This is a genomic window from Pantoea piersonii, assembly GCF_003612015.1.
Lineage (GTDB): Bacteria > Pseudomonadota > Gammaproteobacteria > Enterobacterales > Enterobacteriaceae > Pantoea > Pantoea piersonii.
The window spans coordinates 193,741-210,831 of sequence record NZ_RARB01000010.1; the positions used below are offsets into that span (position 1 = coordinate 193,741).

The 17,091-nt window shown below is 54.9% G+C and carries 15 protein-coding genes and 1 rRNA gene; 7 read left to right on the forward strand and 9 right to left on the reverse strand.

Annotation, left to right across the window (positions count from 1 at the left end):
- Positions 1 to 200 precede the first annotated feature (200 nt).
- Positions 201 to 2,021: a ribosome-dependent GTPase TypA gene (gene typA / locus D7S44_RS20850; RefSeq protein WP_120458137.1), complete on the reverse strand. Its 1,821-nt coding sequence runs from the start codon at positions 2,019 to 2,021 to the stop codon at positions 201 to 203.
- A 435-nt stretch (positions 2,022 to 2,456) separates the two neighbouring features.
- Between typA and glnA the strand changes: the two genes are divergently transcribed.
- The 4 genes from glnA (at position 2,457) to D7S44_RS23380 (ending at position 6,783) form a co-directional block, all read left to right on the forward strand.
- Entirely contained in the window at positions 2,457 to 3,866 is a 1,410-nt protein-coding gene (gene glnA / locus D7S44_RS20855) for a glutamate--ammonia ligase (RefSeq protein WP_120458138.1), read from the forward strand.
- Positions 3,867 to 4,087: 221 nt separating this feature from the next.
- A complete protein-coding gene (gene glnL / locus D7S44_RS20860; protein WP_120458139.1) occupies positions 4,088 to 5,137 on the forward strand; it encodes a nitrogen regulation protein NR(II) in 1,050 nt (349 codons plus the stop codon).
- Between the two features lie 7 nt (positions 5,138 to 5,144).
- Positions 5,145 to 6,554: a nitrogen regulation protein NR(I) gene (gene glnG, locus D7S44_RS20865; RefSeq protein WP_120458140.1), complete on the forward strand. Its 1,410-nt coding sequence runs from the start codon at positions 5,145 to 5,147 to the stop codon at positions 6,552 to 6,554.
- Between the two features lie 103 nt (positions 6,555 to 6,657).
- Positions 6,658 to 6,783 (forward strand): YshB family small membrane protein, encoded by a 126-nt coding sequence (locus tag D7S44_RS23380; RefSeq protein WP_147402120.1) that lies wholly within the window; start codon positions 6,658 to 6,660, stop codon positions 6,781 to 6,783.
- Positions 6,784 to 6,858: 75 nt separating this feature from the next.
- Here D7S44_RS23380 and hemN read toward each other — a convergent pair whose 3' ends face one another.
- Both hemN and yihI read right to left on the reverse strand, forming a co-directional pair.
- Positions 6,859 to 8,232, reverse strand: coding sequence for an oxygen-independent coproporphyrinogen III oxidase (hemN, locus tag D7S44_RS20870; RefSeq protein ID WP_120458141.1), 1,374 nt, complete (start codon positions 8,230 to 8,232; stop codon positions 6,859 to 6,861).
- 229 nt (positions 8,233 to 8,461) lie between these two features.
- On the reverse strand, positions 8,462 to 8,980 hold the full coding sequence (gene yihI / locus D7S44_RS20875; RefSeq protein ID WP_120458142.1) for a Der GTPase-activating protein YihI: 519 nt from the start codon (positions 8,978 to 8,980) through the stop codon (positions 8,462 to 8,464).
- Between the two features lie 649 nt (positions 8,981 to 9,629).
- Between yihI and yihA the strand changes: the two genes are divergently transcribed.
- A complete protein-coding gene (gene yihA, locus D7S44_RS20880; protein ID WP_120458143.1) occupies positions 9,630 to 10,262 on the forward strand; it encodes a ribosome biogenesis GTP-binding protein YihA/YsxC in 633 nt (210 codons plus the stop codon).
- Between the two features lie 83 nt (positions 10,263 to 10,345).
- On the opposite strand, the gene spfP is transcribed toward yihA, so the two are convergent.
- The 5 genes from spfP to D7S44_RS20905 form a co-directional block, all read right to left on the reverse strand.
- Positions 10,346 to 10,393, reverse strand: coding sequence for a small protein SpfP (spfP, locus tag D7S44_RS24210; RefSeq protein ID WP_071892919.1), 48 nt, complete (start codon positions 10,391 to 10,393; stop codon positions 10,346 to 10,348).
- Between the two features lie 274 nt (positions 10,394 to 10,667).
- The gene (gene polA / locus D7S44_RS20885) at positions 10,668 to 13,454 is read right to left on the reverse strand and encodes a DNA polymerase I (RefSeq protein WP_120458144.1); all 2,787 of its coding nucleotides are present in this window, start codon (positions 13,452 to 13,454) and stop codon (positions 10,668 to 10,670) included.
- A 377-nt stretch (positions 13,455 to 13,831) separates the two neighbouring features.
- Positions 13,832 to 14,461, reverse strand: a complete 630-nt coding sequence (gene dsbA, locus D7S44_RS20895) for a thiol:disulfide interchange protein DsbA (protein ID WP_120458146.1) — start codon at positions 14,459 to 14,461, stop codon at positions 13,832 to 13,834.
- 27 nt (positions 14,462 to 14,488) lie between these two features.
- Positions 14,489 to 15,472, reverse strand: a complete 984-nt coding sequence (locus D7S44_RS20900) for a serine/threonine protein kinase (RefSeq protein ID WP_120458147.1) — start codon at positions 15,470 to 15,472, stop codon at positions 14,489 to 14,491.
- Positions 15,473 to 15,517: 45 nt separating this feature from the next.
- Entirely contained in the window at positions 15,518 to 15,793 is a 276-nt protein-coding gene (locus tag D7S44_RS20905; RefSeq protein WP_120458148.1) for a YihD family protein, read from the reverse strand.
- A gap of 52 nt (positions 15,794 to 15,845) precedes the next feature.
- Between D7S44_RS20905 and mobA the strand changes: the two genes are divergently transcribed.
- Both mobA and mobB read left to right on the forward strand, forming a co-directional pair.
- Complete coding sequence (mobA, locus tag D7S44_RS20910) at positions 15,846 to 16,415, forward strand: molybdenum cofactor guanylyltransferase MobA (protein ID WP_120458149.1); 570 nt, start codon at positions 15,846 to 15,848, stop codon at positions 16,413 to 16,415.
- Positions 16,412 to 16,918 (forward strand): molybdopterin-guanine dinucleotide biosynthesis protein MobB, encoded by a 507-nt coding sequence (mobB, locus tag D7S44_RS20915; protein ID WP_120458150.1) that lies wholly within the window; start codon positions 16,412 to 16,414, stop codon positions 16,916 to 16,918. The genes mobA and mobB overlap by 4 nt, the downstream gene beginning before the upstream one ends.
- A 98-nt stretch (positions 16,919 to 17,016) precedes the next feature.
- Here mobB and rrf read toward each other — a convergent pair.
- Positions 17,017 to 17,091, reverse strand: a 5S ribosomal RNA gene (rrf, locus tag D7S44_RS24215); the annotation flags it as partial.

Consider the following 17,091-nt stretch of genomic DNA (forward strand, 5'->3'; position numbering starts at 1 on the left):
CTGGATCATTCACTCTAGCGGCAAAAACAGGGACTGAACAGGTAACAGGCAGGAGAAAAGTCCGTTATGGAAGCTGGCGCATGCGGGCTTAACGCGCGCAGGCTGCGGGCTGGGCTATCGCAACAGGGTAAACAGAATCAGAATGGCGGCAGGAATAAAAAAGCCCCGGTAAACGGGGCTTTTTATCAAGGCGAAACGTCTTACTCTTTCGGACCGCGAGACGCGCGTTTGCGGTCGTTCTCGGTCAGATGACGTTTACGGATACGGACTGACTGCGGCGTCACTTCTACCAGCTCGTCGTCATCGATGAATTCGATGGCCTGCTCAAGGGTCATCTTCACCGGCGGCACCAGGGTAGTCGCTTCATCCGTACCGGAAGCACGCATGTTGGTCAGCTTCTTACCGGTCAGGCAGTTAACGGTCAGGTCGTTAGAACGGCTGTGAATACCGATGATCTGGCCTTCATAGACTTCTGCGCCGTGACCCAGGAACAGCTTGCCGCGATCCTGCAGACCGAACAGGGCGAAGGCTACCGCTTTACCCTGACCGTTAGAGATCAGCACGCCGTTCTGACGCTGGCCCACTTCGCCCGGACGAATGTCGTCGTAGTGGCTGAAGGTGGAGTAAAGCAGACCGGTACCTGAAGTCATGGTCATGAATTCGTTACGGAAGCCGATCAGACCACGGCTCGGGATAACGTAGTCAAGACGCACGCGACCTTTACCATCCGGATCCATGTTTTTCAGATCGCCTTTACGCTCGCCCATGGCTTGCATAACCGCGCCCTGATTGTTCTCTTCGATATCCAGCGTGACGTTCTCGAACGGCTCTTGTTTACGGCCGTCGATTTCACGGAAGATAACTTTCGGACGGGATACCGCCAGCTCGAAGCCTTCGCGACGCATGTTTTCGATCAGCACCGACAGGTGCAGTTCGCCACGGCCGGATACGCGGAACGCGTCCGCATCTTCAGTCTCTTCAACGCGCAGCGCTACGTTGTGCACCAGCTCTTTGTTCAGGCGCTCAAGGATCTGACGCGAGGTCACATACTTGCCTTCCTGACCGCAGAACGGCGAGGTGTTGACGTTGAAGAACATGGTTACGGTCGGCTCATCGACGCTCAGCGCTGGCAGCGCCTCTACATTCTGCGGATCGCAGATAGTATCGGAGATGTTCAGCTCGCCCAGACCAGTGATCGCCACGATATCGCCCGCTTCCGCCAGGTCAGTATCGATACGCTCCAGGCCGAGGTGACCCAGCACTTTGCCAACTTTACCGTTGCGCGTTTTGCCTTCGCTGTCGACAACAGTAACCTGCTGGTTCGGCTTGATTTTACCGCGCTTGATGCGGCCGATGCCGATCACGCCCAGGTAGTTGTTGTAGTCCAGCTGCGAAATCTGCATCTGCAGCGGCGCGTCAACTTCAACCTGCGGCGGAGAAACGTGCTCAACGATCGCCTGATAAAGCGGGGTCATATCTTCAGCCATGTCGGTGTGATCCAGACCGGCGATGCCCTGCAGCGCAGACGCGTAAATAATTGGGAAATCAAGCTGCTCGTCGGTTGCGTCCAGGTTGACGAACAGGTCGAATACCTGGTCAACAACCCAGTCAGGACGTGCGCCCGGACGGTCAATCTTGTTGATGACAACGATCGGCTTCAAACCATGGGCAAAGGCTTTTTTGGTCACGAAGCGGGTTTGCGGCATAGGGCCATCCATCGCATCGACAACCAACAGCACCGAATCCACCATGGACATGACGCGCTCTACCTCACCGCCAAAGTCGGCGTGTCCTGGGGTATCAACGATGTTGATACGGTAGTCATTCCATTTGATGGCGGTGTTTTTAGCGAGGATAGTAATCCCACGCTCTTTCTCCAAATCGTTGGAGTCCATCACACGCTCAGTCGCTTCGGTACGTGCGTCAAAGGTACCGGACTGTTGCAGCAGTTTATCAACCAGGGTGGTCTTACCATGGTCTACGTGCGCGATGATGGCGATGTTACGCAAATTTTCGATCACAACTTTGCCTCAGGCATTAGAAATAGCGCGCTATTGTACACGGATTAAGCGGGATACTGAACACGATCACACTTCTCACCTGAAGTTTATTGCACTGACGGAAATTTGCGCTGGCTGCGGTGCACTTAATGCACTAAGTTGGAGTAATGCACCATATTGGTGCTTAAATTTGCCGGCAAAGCACGCTTTTGGTGCAAAAAAGTCAGACTGGTGCATCTCCCCGGCAACAAAAGAGTGCGCACAGGCCCGATTTAGTCGCTTTGAAAAAAGTTGGCATAAAATTCGCTTTATCTTTTTTAAGCGAAAACAGCAGTTGCACGACAGTTGCAGAGCTTGCCGAGATCGGTTGGTTGGGAATGGCGGTCAGACACACTGGAATTCAGACGACGCAGCCACTCACCACGATGATAATGACCCTTTCCAGGAGAGTTGAGTATGTCCGCTGAACACGTTCTGTCGATGATGAACGAGCACGAAGTTAAGTTTGTTGACCTGCGTTTTACCGATACCAAAGGTAAAGAACAGCACGTTACTATCCCTGCTCACCAGGTTAACGCTGACTTTTTCGAAGAAGGCAAAATGTTTGATGGCTCCTCTATCGGCGGCTGGAAAGGCATTAACGAATCAGACATGGTGCTGATGCCGGACGCAACGACTGCGGTACTGGACCCGTTCTTCGAAGACCCGACGCTGATCATCCGTTGTGACATCCTCGAGCCAGGCACAATGCAGGGCTACGATCGTGACCCGCGCTCCATCGCCAAACGCGCTGAAGAGTATCTGCGCTCTTCCGGCATCGCCGACACCGTACTCTTTGGACCGGAGCCGGAATTCTTCCTGTTCGACGACATTCGTTTCGGCTCTTCTACCTCCGGCTCGCATGTCGCTATCGATGATATCGAAGCGGCCTGGAACACCGGCAAAGAGTACGAAGGCGGCAACAAAGGCCACCGTCCTGGTCTGAAAGGCGGCTACTTCCCGGTTCCGCCGGTCGACTCTTCGCAGGACATCCGCTCCGCCATGTGTCTGACCATGGAACAGATGGGCCTGGTTGTTGAAGCGCACCACCACGAAGTGGCGACCGCAGGTCAGAACGAAGTGGCGACCCGCTTCAACACCATGACCAAAAAAGCGGACGAAATTCAGATCTACAAATATGTCGTGCATAACGTCGCGCACGCCTACGGTAAAACCGCGACCTTTATGCCGAAGCCGATGTTCGGCGATAACGGTTCTGGCATGCACTGCCATATGTCGCTCTCTAAAGGCGGCGTAAACCTGTTCGCAGGCGACAAATACGGCGGCCTGTCTGAAACCGCGCTGTTCTACATCGGCGGTATCATTAAGCACGCAAAAGCGATCAACGCCCTGGCGAACCCGACCACCAACTCCTATAAGCGTCTGGTACCTGGCTACGAAGCGCCGGTTATGCTGGCTTACTCTGCCCGTAACCGCTCCGCCTCTATCCGTATCCCGGTTGTTGCCAGCCCGAAAGCGCGTCGTATCGAAGCGCGCTTCCCGGATCCGGCCGCTAACCCGTACCTGGCGTTCACCGCGCTGCTGATGGCTGGCCTGGACGGCGTGATCAATAAGATCCACCCGGGCGATGCGATGGATAAAAACCTGTACGATCTGCCGCCGGAAGAAGAAGCGGAGATTCCAAAAGTTGCAGGTTCGCTGGAAGAAGCGCTGAACGCGCTGAACGAAGATCGCGAGTTCCTGACCCGCGGCGGCGTATTCACCGACGATGCCATCGATGCCTATATCGAACTGCGTAAAGTTGAGAACGATCGCGTTCGCATGACGCCGCACCCGGTTGAGTTCGAACTGTACTACAGCGTTTAATCTTTATTCTGCACAGGTCGCGTTGCCGCTCCAGGCGGCAACAGGAAAGATCCCGAGGCTGCTAACGCAGCGGCGACGCGCAAGGCGCAGAAGATTTTTGTTGCCGTGGAAACTTTAGCCCATCTCCGGATGGGCTTTTTTCGCCGCGAAATCATCGTTCAGCCGTCTGGAAACAGGCGCGGAAGAGTATAATGCACTGAATTAGTGCAGAGGAACGCTGTATGGCAACTGGCTCCCTGCCCGACGCGGGGCAAATTCTCAACTCTCTGATAAACAGTATCCTGCTGGTGGACGACGAACTGGTCATTCACTATGCCAATCCGGCGGCGCAGCAGTTACTGGCGCAAAGCTCACGCAAACTGTTCGGCACGCCGTTGCCCGACCTGACGGGTTACTTTTCGCTGAATATCGAGGTAATGCGCGAGAATCTGGAGGCTGGCCAGGGTTTTACCGACAGCGAAGTGACTTTGGTGGTCGATGGCCGCGCGCATGTAATGGCGCTGACGGCGCAACGGCTGCCGGACAGCTTTATTCTGCTGGAGATGGCGCCGATGGATAACCAGCGCCGTCTCAGCCAGGAGCAGCTTCAGCATGCGCAGCAGGTCGCGGCGCGCGATCTGGTGCGTGGACTCGCGCATGAAATTAAAAATCCGCTCGGCGGACTACGCGGCGCGGCGCAGCTGTTATCTCGTGCCCTGCCCGATCCGTCGCTAAACGAATACACCAAAGTCATTATCGAGCAGGCGGACCGTCTGCGTAACCTGGTCGATCGACTGCTCGGCCCGCAGCAGCCTGGCATGCATATTACGCAGAGCATTCATCAGGTAGCGGAGCGCGTAGTAAATCTGGTGTCGATGGAGCTGCCGGAAAATGTCGCGCTGGTGCGCGATTACGATCCCAGCCTGCCGGAGCTGCCACACGATCCCGATCAGATTGAGCAGGTGTTGCTGAATGTGGTGCGCAACGCGCTGCAGGCGCTGGGCAAAGATGGCGGCACTATTATTTTGCGCACCCGCACCGCCTTTCAGCTCACGCTGCACGGCACGCGCTACCGGCTGGCGGCGCGCATCGACGTTGAGGATGACGGCCCGGGTATTCCGGCCCAGCTACAGGATACGCTGTTCTACCCAATGGTGAGTGGACGCGAAGGCGGCACCGGCCTGGGTCTCTCTATCGCCCGTAGCCTGATTGATCAGCATTCAGGAAAAATTGAATTTAACAGTTGGCCTGGACACACCGAATTTTCGGTTTACCTGCCTATACGCCAGTGAGGTTTCTATGCAACGAGGGATAGTCTGGATCGTCGATGACGATAGCTCCATCCGCTGGGTGCTTGAACGCGCGCTTACTGGAGCCGGGTTAAGCTGTGCCACGTTCGACAGCGCCAGTGAGGTGCTGGACGCGCTCTCGACCAAAACCCCAGACGTTTTACTGTCAGATATCCGCATGCCGGGCATGGATGGGCTGGCGCTGCTGAAACAGATTAAACAGCGTCATCCGATGCTGCCGGTCATCATTATGACAGCGCACTCCGACCTGGATGCGGCAGTAAGCGCTTATCAGCAAGGCGCGTTCGATTATCTGCCGAAGCCCTTTGATATTGATGAAGCCGTGGCGCTGGTTGAGCGCGCTATCAGTCACTATCAGGAGCAGCAGCAGCCGCGCAACCAGCCAGTCAGCGGCCCGACTACTGATATCATCGGCGAAGCGCCGGCGATGCAGGACGTTTTCCGCATTATTGGTCGTTTGTCGCGCTCGTCGATCAGCGTGCTGATCAACGGCGAATCAGGCACCGGTAAAGAGCTGGTCGCACATGCGCTTCATCGCCACAGCCCGCGCGCCAAAGCGCCCTTTATCGCGCTGAATATGGCGGCCATCCCGAAAGATCTGATCGAATCTGAGCTGTTCGGCCATGAAAAAGGGGCCTTTACCGGCGCAAACCAGATTCGTCAGGGCCGTTTCGAGCAGGCGGACGGCGGCACGCTGTTCCTGGACGAGATCGGCGATATGCCGCTCGACGTACAGACGCGTCTGTTGCGCGTCCTGGCTGACGGGCAGTTTTACCGCGTCGGTGGCTATGCGCCGGTAAAAGTCGACGTGCGCATTATTGCAGCCACGCACCAGAATCTGGAGCTGCGCGTGCAGGAAGGCAAGTTCCGCGAGGATCTCTTCCATCGCCTGAATGTGATCCGCGTTCATCTGCCGCCGCTGCGCGAACGCCGTGAGGATATTCCTCGTCTGGCGCGTTATTTCCTGCAGGTGGCGGCGCGCGAACTGGGCGTTGAGGCGAAAATCCTTCATCCAGAAACCGAAGCAGCGCTGACGCGTCTGCACTGGTCAGGCAATGTGCGCCAGCTGGAGAATACCTGCCGCTGGCTGACGGTGATGGCGGCCGGTCAGGAAGTGTTGATCCAGGATCTGCCTCCTGAGCTGTTCGAGTCCAGCACGCCGGAAAATCCGGTGCATTCGCTGCCGGACAGCTGGGCGACGCTGCTGGCGCAGTGGGCCGACCGCGCGCTGCGTTCCGGTCATCAAAACCTGCTCTCTGAAGCGCAACCGGAAATGGAGCGCACGCTGTTGACGACTGCGCTGCGCCATACCCAAGGGCACAAGCAGGAAGCGGCACGACTGCTGGGCTGGGGGCGTAACACCCTCACTCGCAAACTGAAAGAGCTGGGCATGGAGTAACGGCGCGGGCGAACGGGCGACTTTTTGTACGCTTTTTCGCCTTGTCCCGCTTTACACACCGATGCCGTTCAGTATTATACGGGCGGCTATCGGGAGATGAACGATGTTAGAATCCTTTCTTCACATGATTTCGCACAATGTCGCCGTTATCGGCAGCGCTGCCGGCCATTCGCCGCAGGCTGCTGTCGCGGCCGTACTGTGCGCCATTATGGTCAACCTGTTTAACTGATCGCAGTGCTGCAAGCGGATGACGGGGCGCACCTTTGTCATCACGCCCCGTCATCCGCGCAGGCATAGGTTCGCATTAAATCACGCGCGAAAACTGCTGCTGGCGCGCCTTCTGCCGCAGATAAACGTCAAAGCACATGCAGATATTGCGGATCAGCAAACGGCCTGCGCCAGTGACCTGTAAACCGCTGGCGCGCCGCTCCACCAGCCCATCTTCTGCCAGCGGCTGTAACAGCGCTAAATCTTCAGCAAAGTAGTCGCAAAAACGAATCGCGTACTGCGCTTCGATGGCGCGAAAATCGAGCGAAAAGTTGCAAATCAGCCTCTTGATAACGTCGCGACGCAGGCAATCGTCCCTGGTAAGCGCCACGCCGCGCCAGAGCGCCTCTCCACGCGTCGCCACCGCGTCGTACCAGCGGTTCAACTCTTTCTCATTCTGCGCGTAGCTGTCGCCGATCATGCTGATGGCGGAAACACCGAGGCCCAGCAGATCGCTGTCGCCCTGCGTGGTGTAACCCTGGAAATTGCGATGCAGCAGCCCTGCGCGCTGCGCCTGCGCCAGCTCATCCTGCGGCTTCGCAAAGTGATCCATGCCGATAAATTCATAGCCCTGCCGGGTCAGCGTAGCGATGGTCTGCTGCAGGATCTCCAGCTTCTGCTGCGCCGACGGCAGCTCCTGCTCTTTGATTTTACGCTGCGCCGCAAACAATGCGGGCAGGTGCGCATAGTTGAACACGCTCATCCGATCCGGATTAAGCGCAATCACGCGCTGTAGCGTATAGGCGAAGCTCTCTGGCGTTTGCAGCGGCAAACCGTAGATGAGATCGATGCTGGTGGAGTGAAAGCCCTGCTCGCGCGCTCGCGCCATCAGGGCAAAAATCGCCTCTTCATCCTGTACGCGATTAACGCGTTCCTGTACCGCTTTATTGAAATCCTGTACGCCCATGCTCAGCCGGTTAAAGCCGAGCTGGCGCAGATGCGAGATAGTGTCAGGCTCGATTTCACGCGGATCGACCTCAATCGACATTTCAAGATCGTGGGCCAGGTTAAAGTGTGTTCTCAGCAAAGCCACCAGCCGGGAGAGCTGCTCATGGTTGAGAAAGGTCGGTGTGCCGCCGCCCCAGTGCAGCTGCGTGACGCGTCGATCGCGGAACAAGGGGGCGCGATGGCGAATCTCTTGCGCCAGCGCGTCCAGATAGCGGTCGGCCTTATGCAGCTGGCGCGTCACAACCTTATTGCAGCCACAGAAGTAGCAGAGCTTATGGCAGAACGGGATATGAACATAGAGCGACAGCGGCCGCTCAGGATAACGAGCCACGGCGCGCTGAAAATCCGTTTCGCCATAGCTGTCGCTGAACTCAAGCGCAGTGGGATAAGAGGTATAGCGCGGGCCAGCGTAATTGTACTTTTCAATAAGTCGCTGATCCCAGGAGACGGGTTGCAAAGACATGCTTACTCCTTCCGGTGACGTCTGAGAGAAGGTCGCGATGCAGAAGAGAGGAAAGGTGGGCGGGACTGAACCCGACGTAAACGTGACTTCAGACGCGACAGGCGCCGTAGTTTAGCCAATAACAGCAGGAGATAACATGTGAGCAGCAGCGCTAAAATTGATCCAGGCCAAAACATAACGATTTACCTGTCTGGCGCGGCATGCGCCGGAGCGCATGCCGATCAAAAACTCAGTTACCTTTGAGCAGGCGATACATATCTTCCTCGGCCTGCTCATCTTCCGCCTCGTCATCCATATTGATGCCGAGCTGCTCCATCAGTTCGTCAATGCGATCCAGGGTTTCATCCAGCCATGCCTGCTCTTCCGCCGACAGCGTGTCGCCATTTTCCATGCGATCCAGCAGCGCATCCAGACGCTCGCTGTTTTCCAGCTGCGCCAGCTCCTCTTCCGGACTGAGGCGCACTTTTGGCGCGACCGGCTTCGCCGCTTTTTTTACTGGCGCGCTGACCGTTACGCCATCCGCCACCAGCGGAATCGGTTTTTTACTGCCGATACGCGGGTCTTTGGCTTTATTGCCCTGGCCAGATTTTCCCGCGCTGGTTTCAGGATTGGCGCGGCTGCCCGATGCATTGCCGCGATGCTTTTTGTCGCGCTTGCGATCGCGCGCGACCTGATTGAGTTCTTCACGCGATTTGCGTTTTGTTTTGCTTGCCGGTTTACCGTGCGCGCCGCGTACAGGTTGCTTCATGATGTTCGGTCTCAACGTTTTTAATCAGTATCAGTATATACCCCTCACTCTTGACGCGGCTTTTTTGTCGGCGATGCGCACCTGAAAGTACGTATCCTCTTCACAAGCTCGTCTGATAACGGAAGGTACGGAATTGCGGCGAAATCTAGCAGAAAGCGAACAAAGAAAAAAGGCGACAGCCTGATGCTGTCGCCTTATTTCACACCTTCCGCAGAAGGAATCATATTTTTAATCCATTTTGGCTCGCAACGTCCCGGTTGATCCCGCGCCTGCTCAATTCCTGAGCTACTCCCTGTCCTTTTCCGGCCCGCAATCCCTGACCGTTTCCCTTCCTCCGCTCGCGGTCATCCCGACGCTCCTGAGCACATCTTCCTGATGGGTGCTGCCTTGCACTGCCCAATAATGTAGACCAACCTGCGGAAGCCACAACCCAGTCACGGACTGATTTGCGCATTTTAACAGCTGAATATTGTTAATTTATTGATTTCTAACATCTTTATTTTTCAGGTTTTTCATTAAAACGGGTTATAACGGGCAACGTTTATGGCAAATATCTTACAAAATTCTGACAACCGATGCTGTCGGGCACTTTTGCGTCATAACGCGTATAATCAGCGCCAATGCCCGTATTCGTCTCTGGAGTTAAACTTTGTCTGCACTGAATTATCACGTTACCCATTTTATCCTCAGCGCCCCTGATATCCGCCATTTACCTGCCGATACAGGTATTGAAGTTGCCTTCGCCGGGCGTTCGAACGCGGGTAAATCCAGCGCGCTGAATACGCTGACCAACCAAAAAAGTCTGGCGCGCACCAGTAAAACGCCTGGGCGCACACAGCTAATCAATCTGTTTGAAGTCACCGACGGTAAACGCCTGGTGGATTTGCCTGGCTACGGCTACGCCGAAGTGCCGGAAGAGATGAAGCGTAAATGGCAGCGCGCGCTTGGTGAATATTTGCAAAAACGCGAAGCGCTGAAAGGCCTGGTGGTGCTGATGGATATTCGTCACCCGTTAAAAGATCTCGACCAGCAGATGATTGAGTGGGCGGTAGAGAGCCAGATTCCGGTACTGGTACTGCTGACGAAAGCGGATAAGCTCGCCTCTGGCGCGCGCAAAGCGCAGCTCAATATGGTACGCGAAGCCTCGCTGGCCTTTACGGGCGATGTGCAGGTGGAGATGTTCTCTTCTCTGAAGAAGATGGGCGTCGACAAGTTGCGCCAGAAGCTGGATGTCTGGTTTAACGAATTAGCGCCTGCGCAGGATGCGTCGGCTGACGCGTAGAAAGTGAGTAATGTCGCTCGCTGCGCTGAGCAAAAGCCCAATAAAAAACGCCCCAGTCATATAATGACTGGGGCGGCTAATATTCAGCCAAATCCGATTACGTGAAGTAAAAGGTCTGAAAGATAGAACATCTTACCTCTGTACCCTACGCCTCGAACTTTACCTGATTTTTTCTGACGTACAAAGGCTTTTTTGTAGTTAGTTTTCATCAAACGACATGATTTTTCATGCGTTCATCACAAAAATAGCCTCTGACTGTAGTTTAATTACGAAAAAAATGCTTAACCGATAAGTAGTTAGAAAACGCGCAATTTCACTCTCTGGCTGAATCGGTTAAACAGACTTTTTTCTTATGTGCCGCGCAGACCGGAGAGCCGTCTCCCTCCCCGGCATGAGCAACATCAATCAGTGTGCCTCGTCCCAGTTTTCTCCGACGCCGATCTCAACCTGCAGCGGGACATCGAGCTTCATACTGCCTTCCATCAGCTTACGGATCTGCTGGCTTGCGGACTCGACTGCATCGCTCTGCACTTCGAACACTAGTTCATCGTGCACCTGCATGATCATCCTTACCGCGGCATCGTTTTGCTGTTGTAGCCACTCGTCGACCGCAATCATTGCGCGCTTGATGATATCCGCCGCCGTGCCCTGCATTGGCGCGTTGATAGCCGCGCGCTCGGCGGCTTTACGGCGAATAGCATTGCTGGATTTGATGTCCGGCAGCCAGAGGCGGCGTCCATCCAGGGTTTCGACATAACCGTTGCTGGCTGCAAGCTGGCGTGTGTTTTCCATATAGCGCAGCACGCCGGGATAGCGTTCAAAGTAGAGATCCATATACCTTTTTGCTTCACCCGCGCCGATATTAAGCTGACGTGACAGACCGAACGCACTCATGCCATAAATCAGGCCGAAGTTAATCGCCTTCGCGCTGCGGCGCTGCTCGCCGCTCACTTTGTCGAGCGCAACGCCAAATACTTCTGCCGCGGTGGCGCGGTGAATATCTTCACCGTGGGCGAAAGCATCCAGCAGGCCTTTGTCCTGCGACAGGTGCGCCATGATACGCAGCTCAATCTGCGAATAGTCTGCCGCCACGATGCGGTTACCTTTCCCTGCGATAAAGGCCTGACGGATGCGGCGCCCCTCATCATTGCGCACAGGAATGTTCTGCAGGTTAGGATCGGTAGAGGAGAGACGCCCGGTTGCGGTTACCGCCTGATGGTAGGAGGTATGTACGCGGCCAGTTAGCGGGTTGATCATCTGCGGCAGCTTGTCGGTATAGGTTGATTTAAGCTTCGACAGGCCGCGATGCTCAAGAATGACTTTCGGCAGCGGATAATCAAGCGCCAGTTCCGCCAGCACCTCTTCGCTGGTAGAGGGTGCGCCGCCAGGCGTTTTTTTGGTCGGTTTGATGCCCTGTTTTTCAAACAGAATCGTCTGTAGCTGCTTAGTGGACGAAAGATTAAAAGGCTCGCCCGCCAGCTCATGCGCTTTCTGCTCCAGTTCCGCCAGCCTGTGCGTCAGCTCTTTTGAGTGTTGCGCCAGAATGCCCTGATCGATCAGCACGCCATTGCGCTCGACGCGTGAAATCACCGTCACCAGCGGCATTTCAATCTCTTCGAAAATTTTCTTCGGCCCCGCCTCTTTCTCCAGCTCCGCCCACATTTTCAGGTGCAGCTGGAGCGTGACGTCCGCATCTTCCGCCGCGTAGTGCGCCGCCTGCTCCAGCGCGATTTGATTGAAAGTCAGCTGGTTTTTGCCCTTGCCGGCAATCTCTTCAAAAGTCACGGTCTTATGATTCAGCCAGCGGGCCGACAGGCTATCCATATCATGCTTACCCACCACGCTGTTAAGAATGTAGGATTCCAGCATGGTATCGAACTTAATGCCGCCCAGTTCGATGTCGTAATTTTTCAGGACGCCGCGATCGTACTTCAGGTTCTGGCCTACTTTCAGGGCATTATTATCTTCCAGAATCGGTTTGAGTTGCGCCAGCACCTCAAGGCGATCCAGCTGATCCGGCGCATCAAGATAATCGTGGCCGACCGGCAAATAGGCGGCTTCTCCCGGCGCGACGGCCAGCGCGATGCCGACGATGTTGGCGCTGAGCGTATCGAGCGAGTCGGTTTCCAGATCAAACGCGAAGAGATCGCTCTGTTTCAGCTTCTCCAGCCAGGCATCAAAGGTCGCCTGATCGAGAATAGTGACGTAGCCGTCTGAAGCGAGCACGCTGGTCGCCTCTGGCTTAGCGGATCCTTCGTCAGGCAGCGCCTGCTGCGCTTTCAGATTGCTCTTTTTTCCCTGCAGCCATTTGCCGTCCTGAAGATCGGCCAGCCAGCGTTTGAATTCGTAACGACCGAACAGCTCCTGCAGAGCCGCAACGTTCGGTTCAGCAACCGTCAGCTCGCTGCAGGTAAGCTCAAGCTCGACGTCGGTTTTGATGGTGGCAAGCTGATAAGAGAGGAATGCCACTTCGCGGTTCTGCTCCAGCTTCGCCGCCATGGTTTTCGCGCCGCGGAAAGAGAGCTCGGCGACCTTATCAAGGTTATCGTAAATGGCGCGCATGCCGCCTAACCCCTGCAGCAGCGCCTGTGCGGTTTTTTCGCCGACGCCCGGTACGCCAGGAATGTTATCCGAGCTGTCGCCCATCATCGCCAGAAAGTCGATGATCAGCGCTGGCGGCACACCATATTTCTGCTCTACCTCTTCAGGGCCGAGAATGGTGTTGGTCATGGTGTTGATTAAGGTAATGTTCGGTGTGACCAGCTGCGCCATATCTTTATCGCCGGTGCTGATAAGCACAGGGCGGCCCTCTTTCTCCGCCTGCAGCGCCAGCGTACCGATCACGTCGTCCGCCTCAACGCCGCTTACCGCCAGCAGCGGCAAGCCCATCGCTTTTACCATCTCGTGCAAAGGTGCCGTTTGCGCGCGCAGATCGTCCGGCATTGGCGGGCGATGTGACTTGTAGTGTTCGAACAGCTCATCCCTGAAGGTTTTGCCTTTGGCATCAAATACCACGGCAACGTGGCTTGGATTGTATTGCGTCAGCAGACTTTTCAGCATGTTGAGCACACCGTACATCGCGCCGGTAGGCTCTCCTGCGCTGTTAGTAAGCGGCGGAAACGCATGGTAAGCGCGGTAAAGGTAGGATGAGCCATCAACCAGAATCAGGGGGTTTTCTGCAATTTGCGCCATAAGTCTGTGTAATCTTCGTTGCCATGGATTGGACTATAAGGATGCCACAGCTTGAGCAGAATGTTGAACGCAGGCCGTCCACGTCGCGATTTTTTCACGATTTTACGGCGCGGATCGCAAGGATCTTTCTGTGGATAACTTTGTGCGCAAAAATCATAACGCTTTACGCTCTGCGGTATAAAATGTCGGCATTATTTATTAAACATATAAAAATCAATGTATTATTTTATTACCGTGACAGGGTATGCCTTTCTACACAGGGAGTGGCTTATGTGGATATTAAATTTAGAAGGATGCGAATGGACTATTTTGCTAAATAATTTCGGCCATAAAAAAACGCCGACAATGTCGGCGTTTTCAGGCGGAAAGTACGCGAGTTATTTCTGGCTGACCAGGAACTTCACGACGTTGGCATATTCCGCGACAAAGTTATCCATAGAGCTGGTGTCGAGACCGCCGTTATTGACCATATATTTACCGTTAACGAACATTGCCGGTACGCCGCGCAGATCGACATCTGACGCCGCTTTTTCCTGCTGCGCAACCAGCGCTTTTACGGCAAAGCTGTTCCAGGCGGCATCATATTCCTGAGAAGAGATACCTGCCGCGTTAATAAAGGCCGCCTTCAGGCTATCTGCATCACTGATAGTTTGGGTTTTCTGAATGCCATCGAAGAGAGGGGCAGTTACTTTATCCTCGACGCCCAGCGCCATCGCAACCGCCCATGCGTGGGTGACTACCGGGCCGAAATCGCCGCCCAGAAAGTCGACATGGTATTTAACGACTTTAGTATCAGCGGGCAGATTCTTTTTCACGGCATCGCTGATGTGATAAATACGCTCGAACTGATAGCAGTGCGGGCAAAAGAAGGAGAAGAACTCCATCACCTGCGGTTCGCCAGCAAGAGGCTTCGGCAGGCTGACGTATTGCTGGCCATCGGTAAACTGGGCAGCAGAAGCGCTGAACGCCAGCACTAAACCAACCAGTGCAAACCATATTTTCTTCATTGTGAAAAATTCTCCTGACTTCTCTATTTAAAATTGCGGGGTCAGCTGTAGCGGCGGTTCCTGCAACAACTTCTCCTGCTCGGTAAATTGCGAAATCTGTCTGCGCCAGAAATCCTCGTCCGTCATCCATGGAAAAGCACGGGGGAAAGCTGGATCCTGCCAGCGGCGCGCAACCCAGGCCAGATAATAAACCATGCGCATAGCGCGTAAAGGCTCAATCAGTGACAATTCATTAATATCAAAATCACTGAATTCAGTATAAGCCTCCAGCAAAATATCCCACTGGATACGCTGCTCCTGACGATCGCCGTTGATCAACATCCAGAGATCCTGCACTGCCGGCCCGTTACGCGCATCGTCGAGATCGACGAATAACGGCCCGTCGCGCCACAGGATATTGCCCGGATGACAATCGCCATGCAGACGCAGCGGCTGCCAGCTGTGATGCCAGCGCTGCTGCAAGGCGACACCAAGCTTATCGACAGCCTGCAAAAGAGCGGCCTTCAGAGAGGCGGGCACCAGAGCGTTGCTTGCCAGCTCAGCGCGCGGCTGATGCAGGTACTCCTCTAAATCCATAGTAGGACGCTGTTCAAAGCGTTGTTTGCGTCCGGTCTGATGTATGCGCCCCAGAAAGCGACCTACCCACTCCAGATGCTCATCATTGTCCGTTTCATACTGACGACCGCCAAGGCTGGGAAAAACGGTGAAAAAGAAGCCGGCATGGGTGTGAAGTGTTTTTCCCTGTAGAACAAGGGGCGCGGCAACCGGCACTTCGTCAGTTTGCAGATCGTGCGTGAAGCGATGTTCTTCTTCAATTTGCGCCGCGCTCCAGCGCTGCGGGCGGTAAAACTTCACGACGTAGCGATGCCGGTCTTCATCACTGAATTGATAAACCCGATTTTCATAGCTGTTGAGCGGGGTTAAACCAGACTCAACCCTAAGACCTGTCTCCCATAGCGCATCAAGGATGGCGTCAGGATTAAGTGTCTGGAAGTTAAAAGCGGCATCCATGGTATTACCCGTTACTGTCTTTGCAAGGAGCCGGCAAGCATAGCATTAGTTGTCGTCCTTAATCACACCGCGAGCGCGCAGCAGCGCGGTTTTAAAATCCGTTTCATAATCTTTTTGTCGGCCCGGAATTTCCGCATACTTGTCTGCGTCACGCATTTTCAGATGGTAAATCAATACGTCATCGGTTAATTCACTTAATGGGCCACTGAAACCAGATTCCTGCGCCAGTTTTTGTAAAAATTGCATAAGGTTAAGATCGGGTTCCTGTTGCCATGCAGGCCGTAACAGCTCGAGCAGTTCATTCAGGCGATGATATTTCATCTATTTTTCCTCATAACAGGTTTGTTATAAGCCTTTAAACAGGGGTATCGGCATGACAGCATTAACCGGCGTTATTCTGGCCGGCGGACAGGGGCGTCGTATGGGCGGTCAGGATAAAGGTTTGGTGCTGTTTAACGGCATCCCGCTTTATCAGCATGTTCTTCAACGGCTCAGGCCGCAAGTCGACATTGTCATGATAAGCGCCAATCGTAACCTTGATCGGTATCAGCTGAGCGGCTGTACGGTCATCCCTGATACTCTGCCCGATTATCCAGGGCCGCTTGCGGGCATGCTGAGCGCTCTCCTCGCCGCGGAAACGGAATGGGTCGCCTTCTGTTCCTGCGATACGCCATTTGTGCCCGTCGATTACGTAGATCAGCTATGGCGACAGAGAGAAAAAGCGCCAGCAGTCTGGGCGCGTTCGGCCGAGCGCGATCACCCTGCGCTGGCTTTATTGCACCGCAGCCTGGCTGAGCCGCTGGCTGGTTACCTGCAGCGCGGGGAGCGACGCCTGATGCAGTTTTTACGTGAGCAGGGTGGGCATGCGGTGCAGGTAAGCCAGAATGAAGCCCCTTTCCGCAACGTCAATACGCCTGAAGATCTCGGGGAGAACGCTGAATGACGCTGCCCTTACTGGCTATTGCCGCCTGGAGCGGAACCGGAAAAACCACGCTGTTGCAGCAGGTGATCCCCCTGCTGAAAGCGAGAGGCATCCGGCCTGGGCTGATAAAACATACTCATCATCAGATGGAGATCGATACGCCGGGTAAAGACAGCTATCTGCTGCGAAAAGCGGGCGCCGATCAGGTTATTGTCGCCAGCTCGCAGCGCTGGGCGCTGATGTGCGAGACGCCGCAGAGCGCTGCGCTCGATTTGCATTATCTGGTCAGCCATATGGATCCGGCTTTACTGGATGTCGTGCTGGTTGAAGGATTTAAAGATGAACCGGTGCCGAAAATCATCCTGTGGCGCGCAGGCGTAAAAGAAGATGTTTCGCCATTGCTGGATGAGCACGTTATTGCTGTGGCCAGCGACAGTCGCCTGGAAGTAGAGGTGCCTTTGCTGGACCTGAATCGTCCGGAAGAGATTACTGCTTTTATTACAGAGTGGCTGAGTAAGACATAAAAGACGCGACGCGCTGAATAATGATCTTTGCAGCGCGTTTTTTTGCGGCCTAAACGCAAAAAACCCTGACCGTCAGGTCAGGGTTATCGCGTATGGATGCCTGGCAGTTCCCTACTCTCGCATGGGGAGACCCCACACTACCATCGGCGCTACGGCGTTTCACTTCTGAGTTC

Excerpts from the sequence above, each read along its gene's own strand:
- glnL (WP_120458139.1), top strand. The coding sequence starts at position 4,088 with ATGGCAACTGGCTCCCTGCCCGACGCGGGGCAAATTCTCAACTCTCTG.
- D7S44_RS20900 (WP_120458147.1), bottom strand. The coding sequence starts at position 15,472 with ATGGATGCCGCTTTTAACTTCCAGACACTTAATCCTGACGCCATCCTT.
- polA (WP_120458144.1), bottom strand. The coding sequence starts at position 13,454 with ATGGCGCAAATTGCAGAAAACCCCCTGATTCTGGTTGATGGCTCATCC.
- glnG (WP_120458140.1), top strand. The coding sequence starts at position 5,145 with ATGCAACGAGGGATAGTCTGGATCGTCGATGACGATAGCTCCATCCGC.
- dsbA (WP_120458146.1), bottom strand. The coding sequence starts at position 14,461 with ATGAAGAAAATATGGTTTGCACTGGTTGGTTTAGTGCTGGCGTTCAGC.
- D7S44_RS20905 (WP_120458148.1), bottom strand. The coding sequence starts at position 15,793 with ATGAAATATCATCGCCTGAATGAACTGCTCGAGCTGTTACGGCCTGCA.
- mobB (WP_120458150.1), top strand. The coding sequence starts at position 16,412 with ATGACGCTGCCCTTACTGGCTATTGCCGCCTGGAGCGGAACCGGAAAA.
- mobA (WP_120458149.1), top strand. The coding sequence starts at position 15,846 with ATGACAGCATTAACCGGCGTTATTCTGGCCGGCGGACAGGGGCGTCGT.
- D7S44_RS23380 (WP_147402120.1), top strand. The coding sequence starts at position 6,658 with ATGTTAGAATCCTTTCTTCACATGATTTCGCACAATGTCGCCGTTATC.
- hemN (WP_120458141.1), bottom strand. The coding sequence starts at position 8,232 with ATGTCTTTGCAACCCGTCTCCTGGGATCAGCGACTTATTGAAAAGTAC.
- yihI (WP_120458142.1), bottom strand. The coding sequence starts at position 8,980 with ATGAAGCAACCTGTACGCGGCGCGCACGGTAAACCGGCAAGCAAAACA.
- glnA (WP_120458138.1), top strand. The coding sequence starts at position 2,457 with ATGTCCGCTGAACACGTTCTGTCGATGATGAACGAGCACGAAGTTAAG.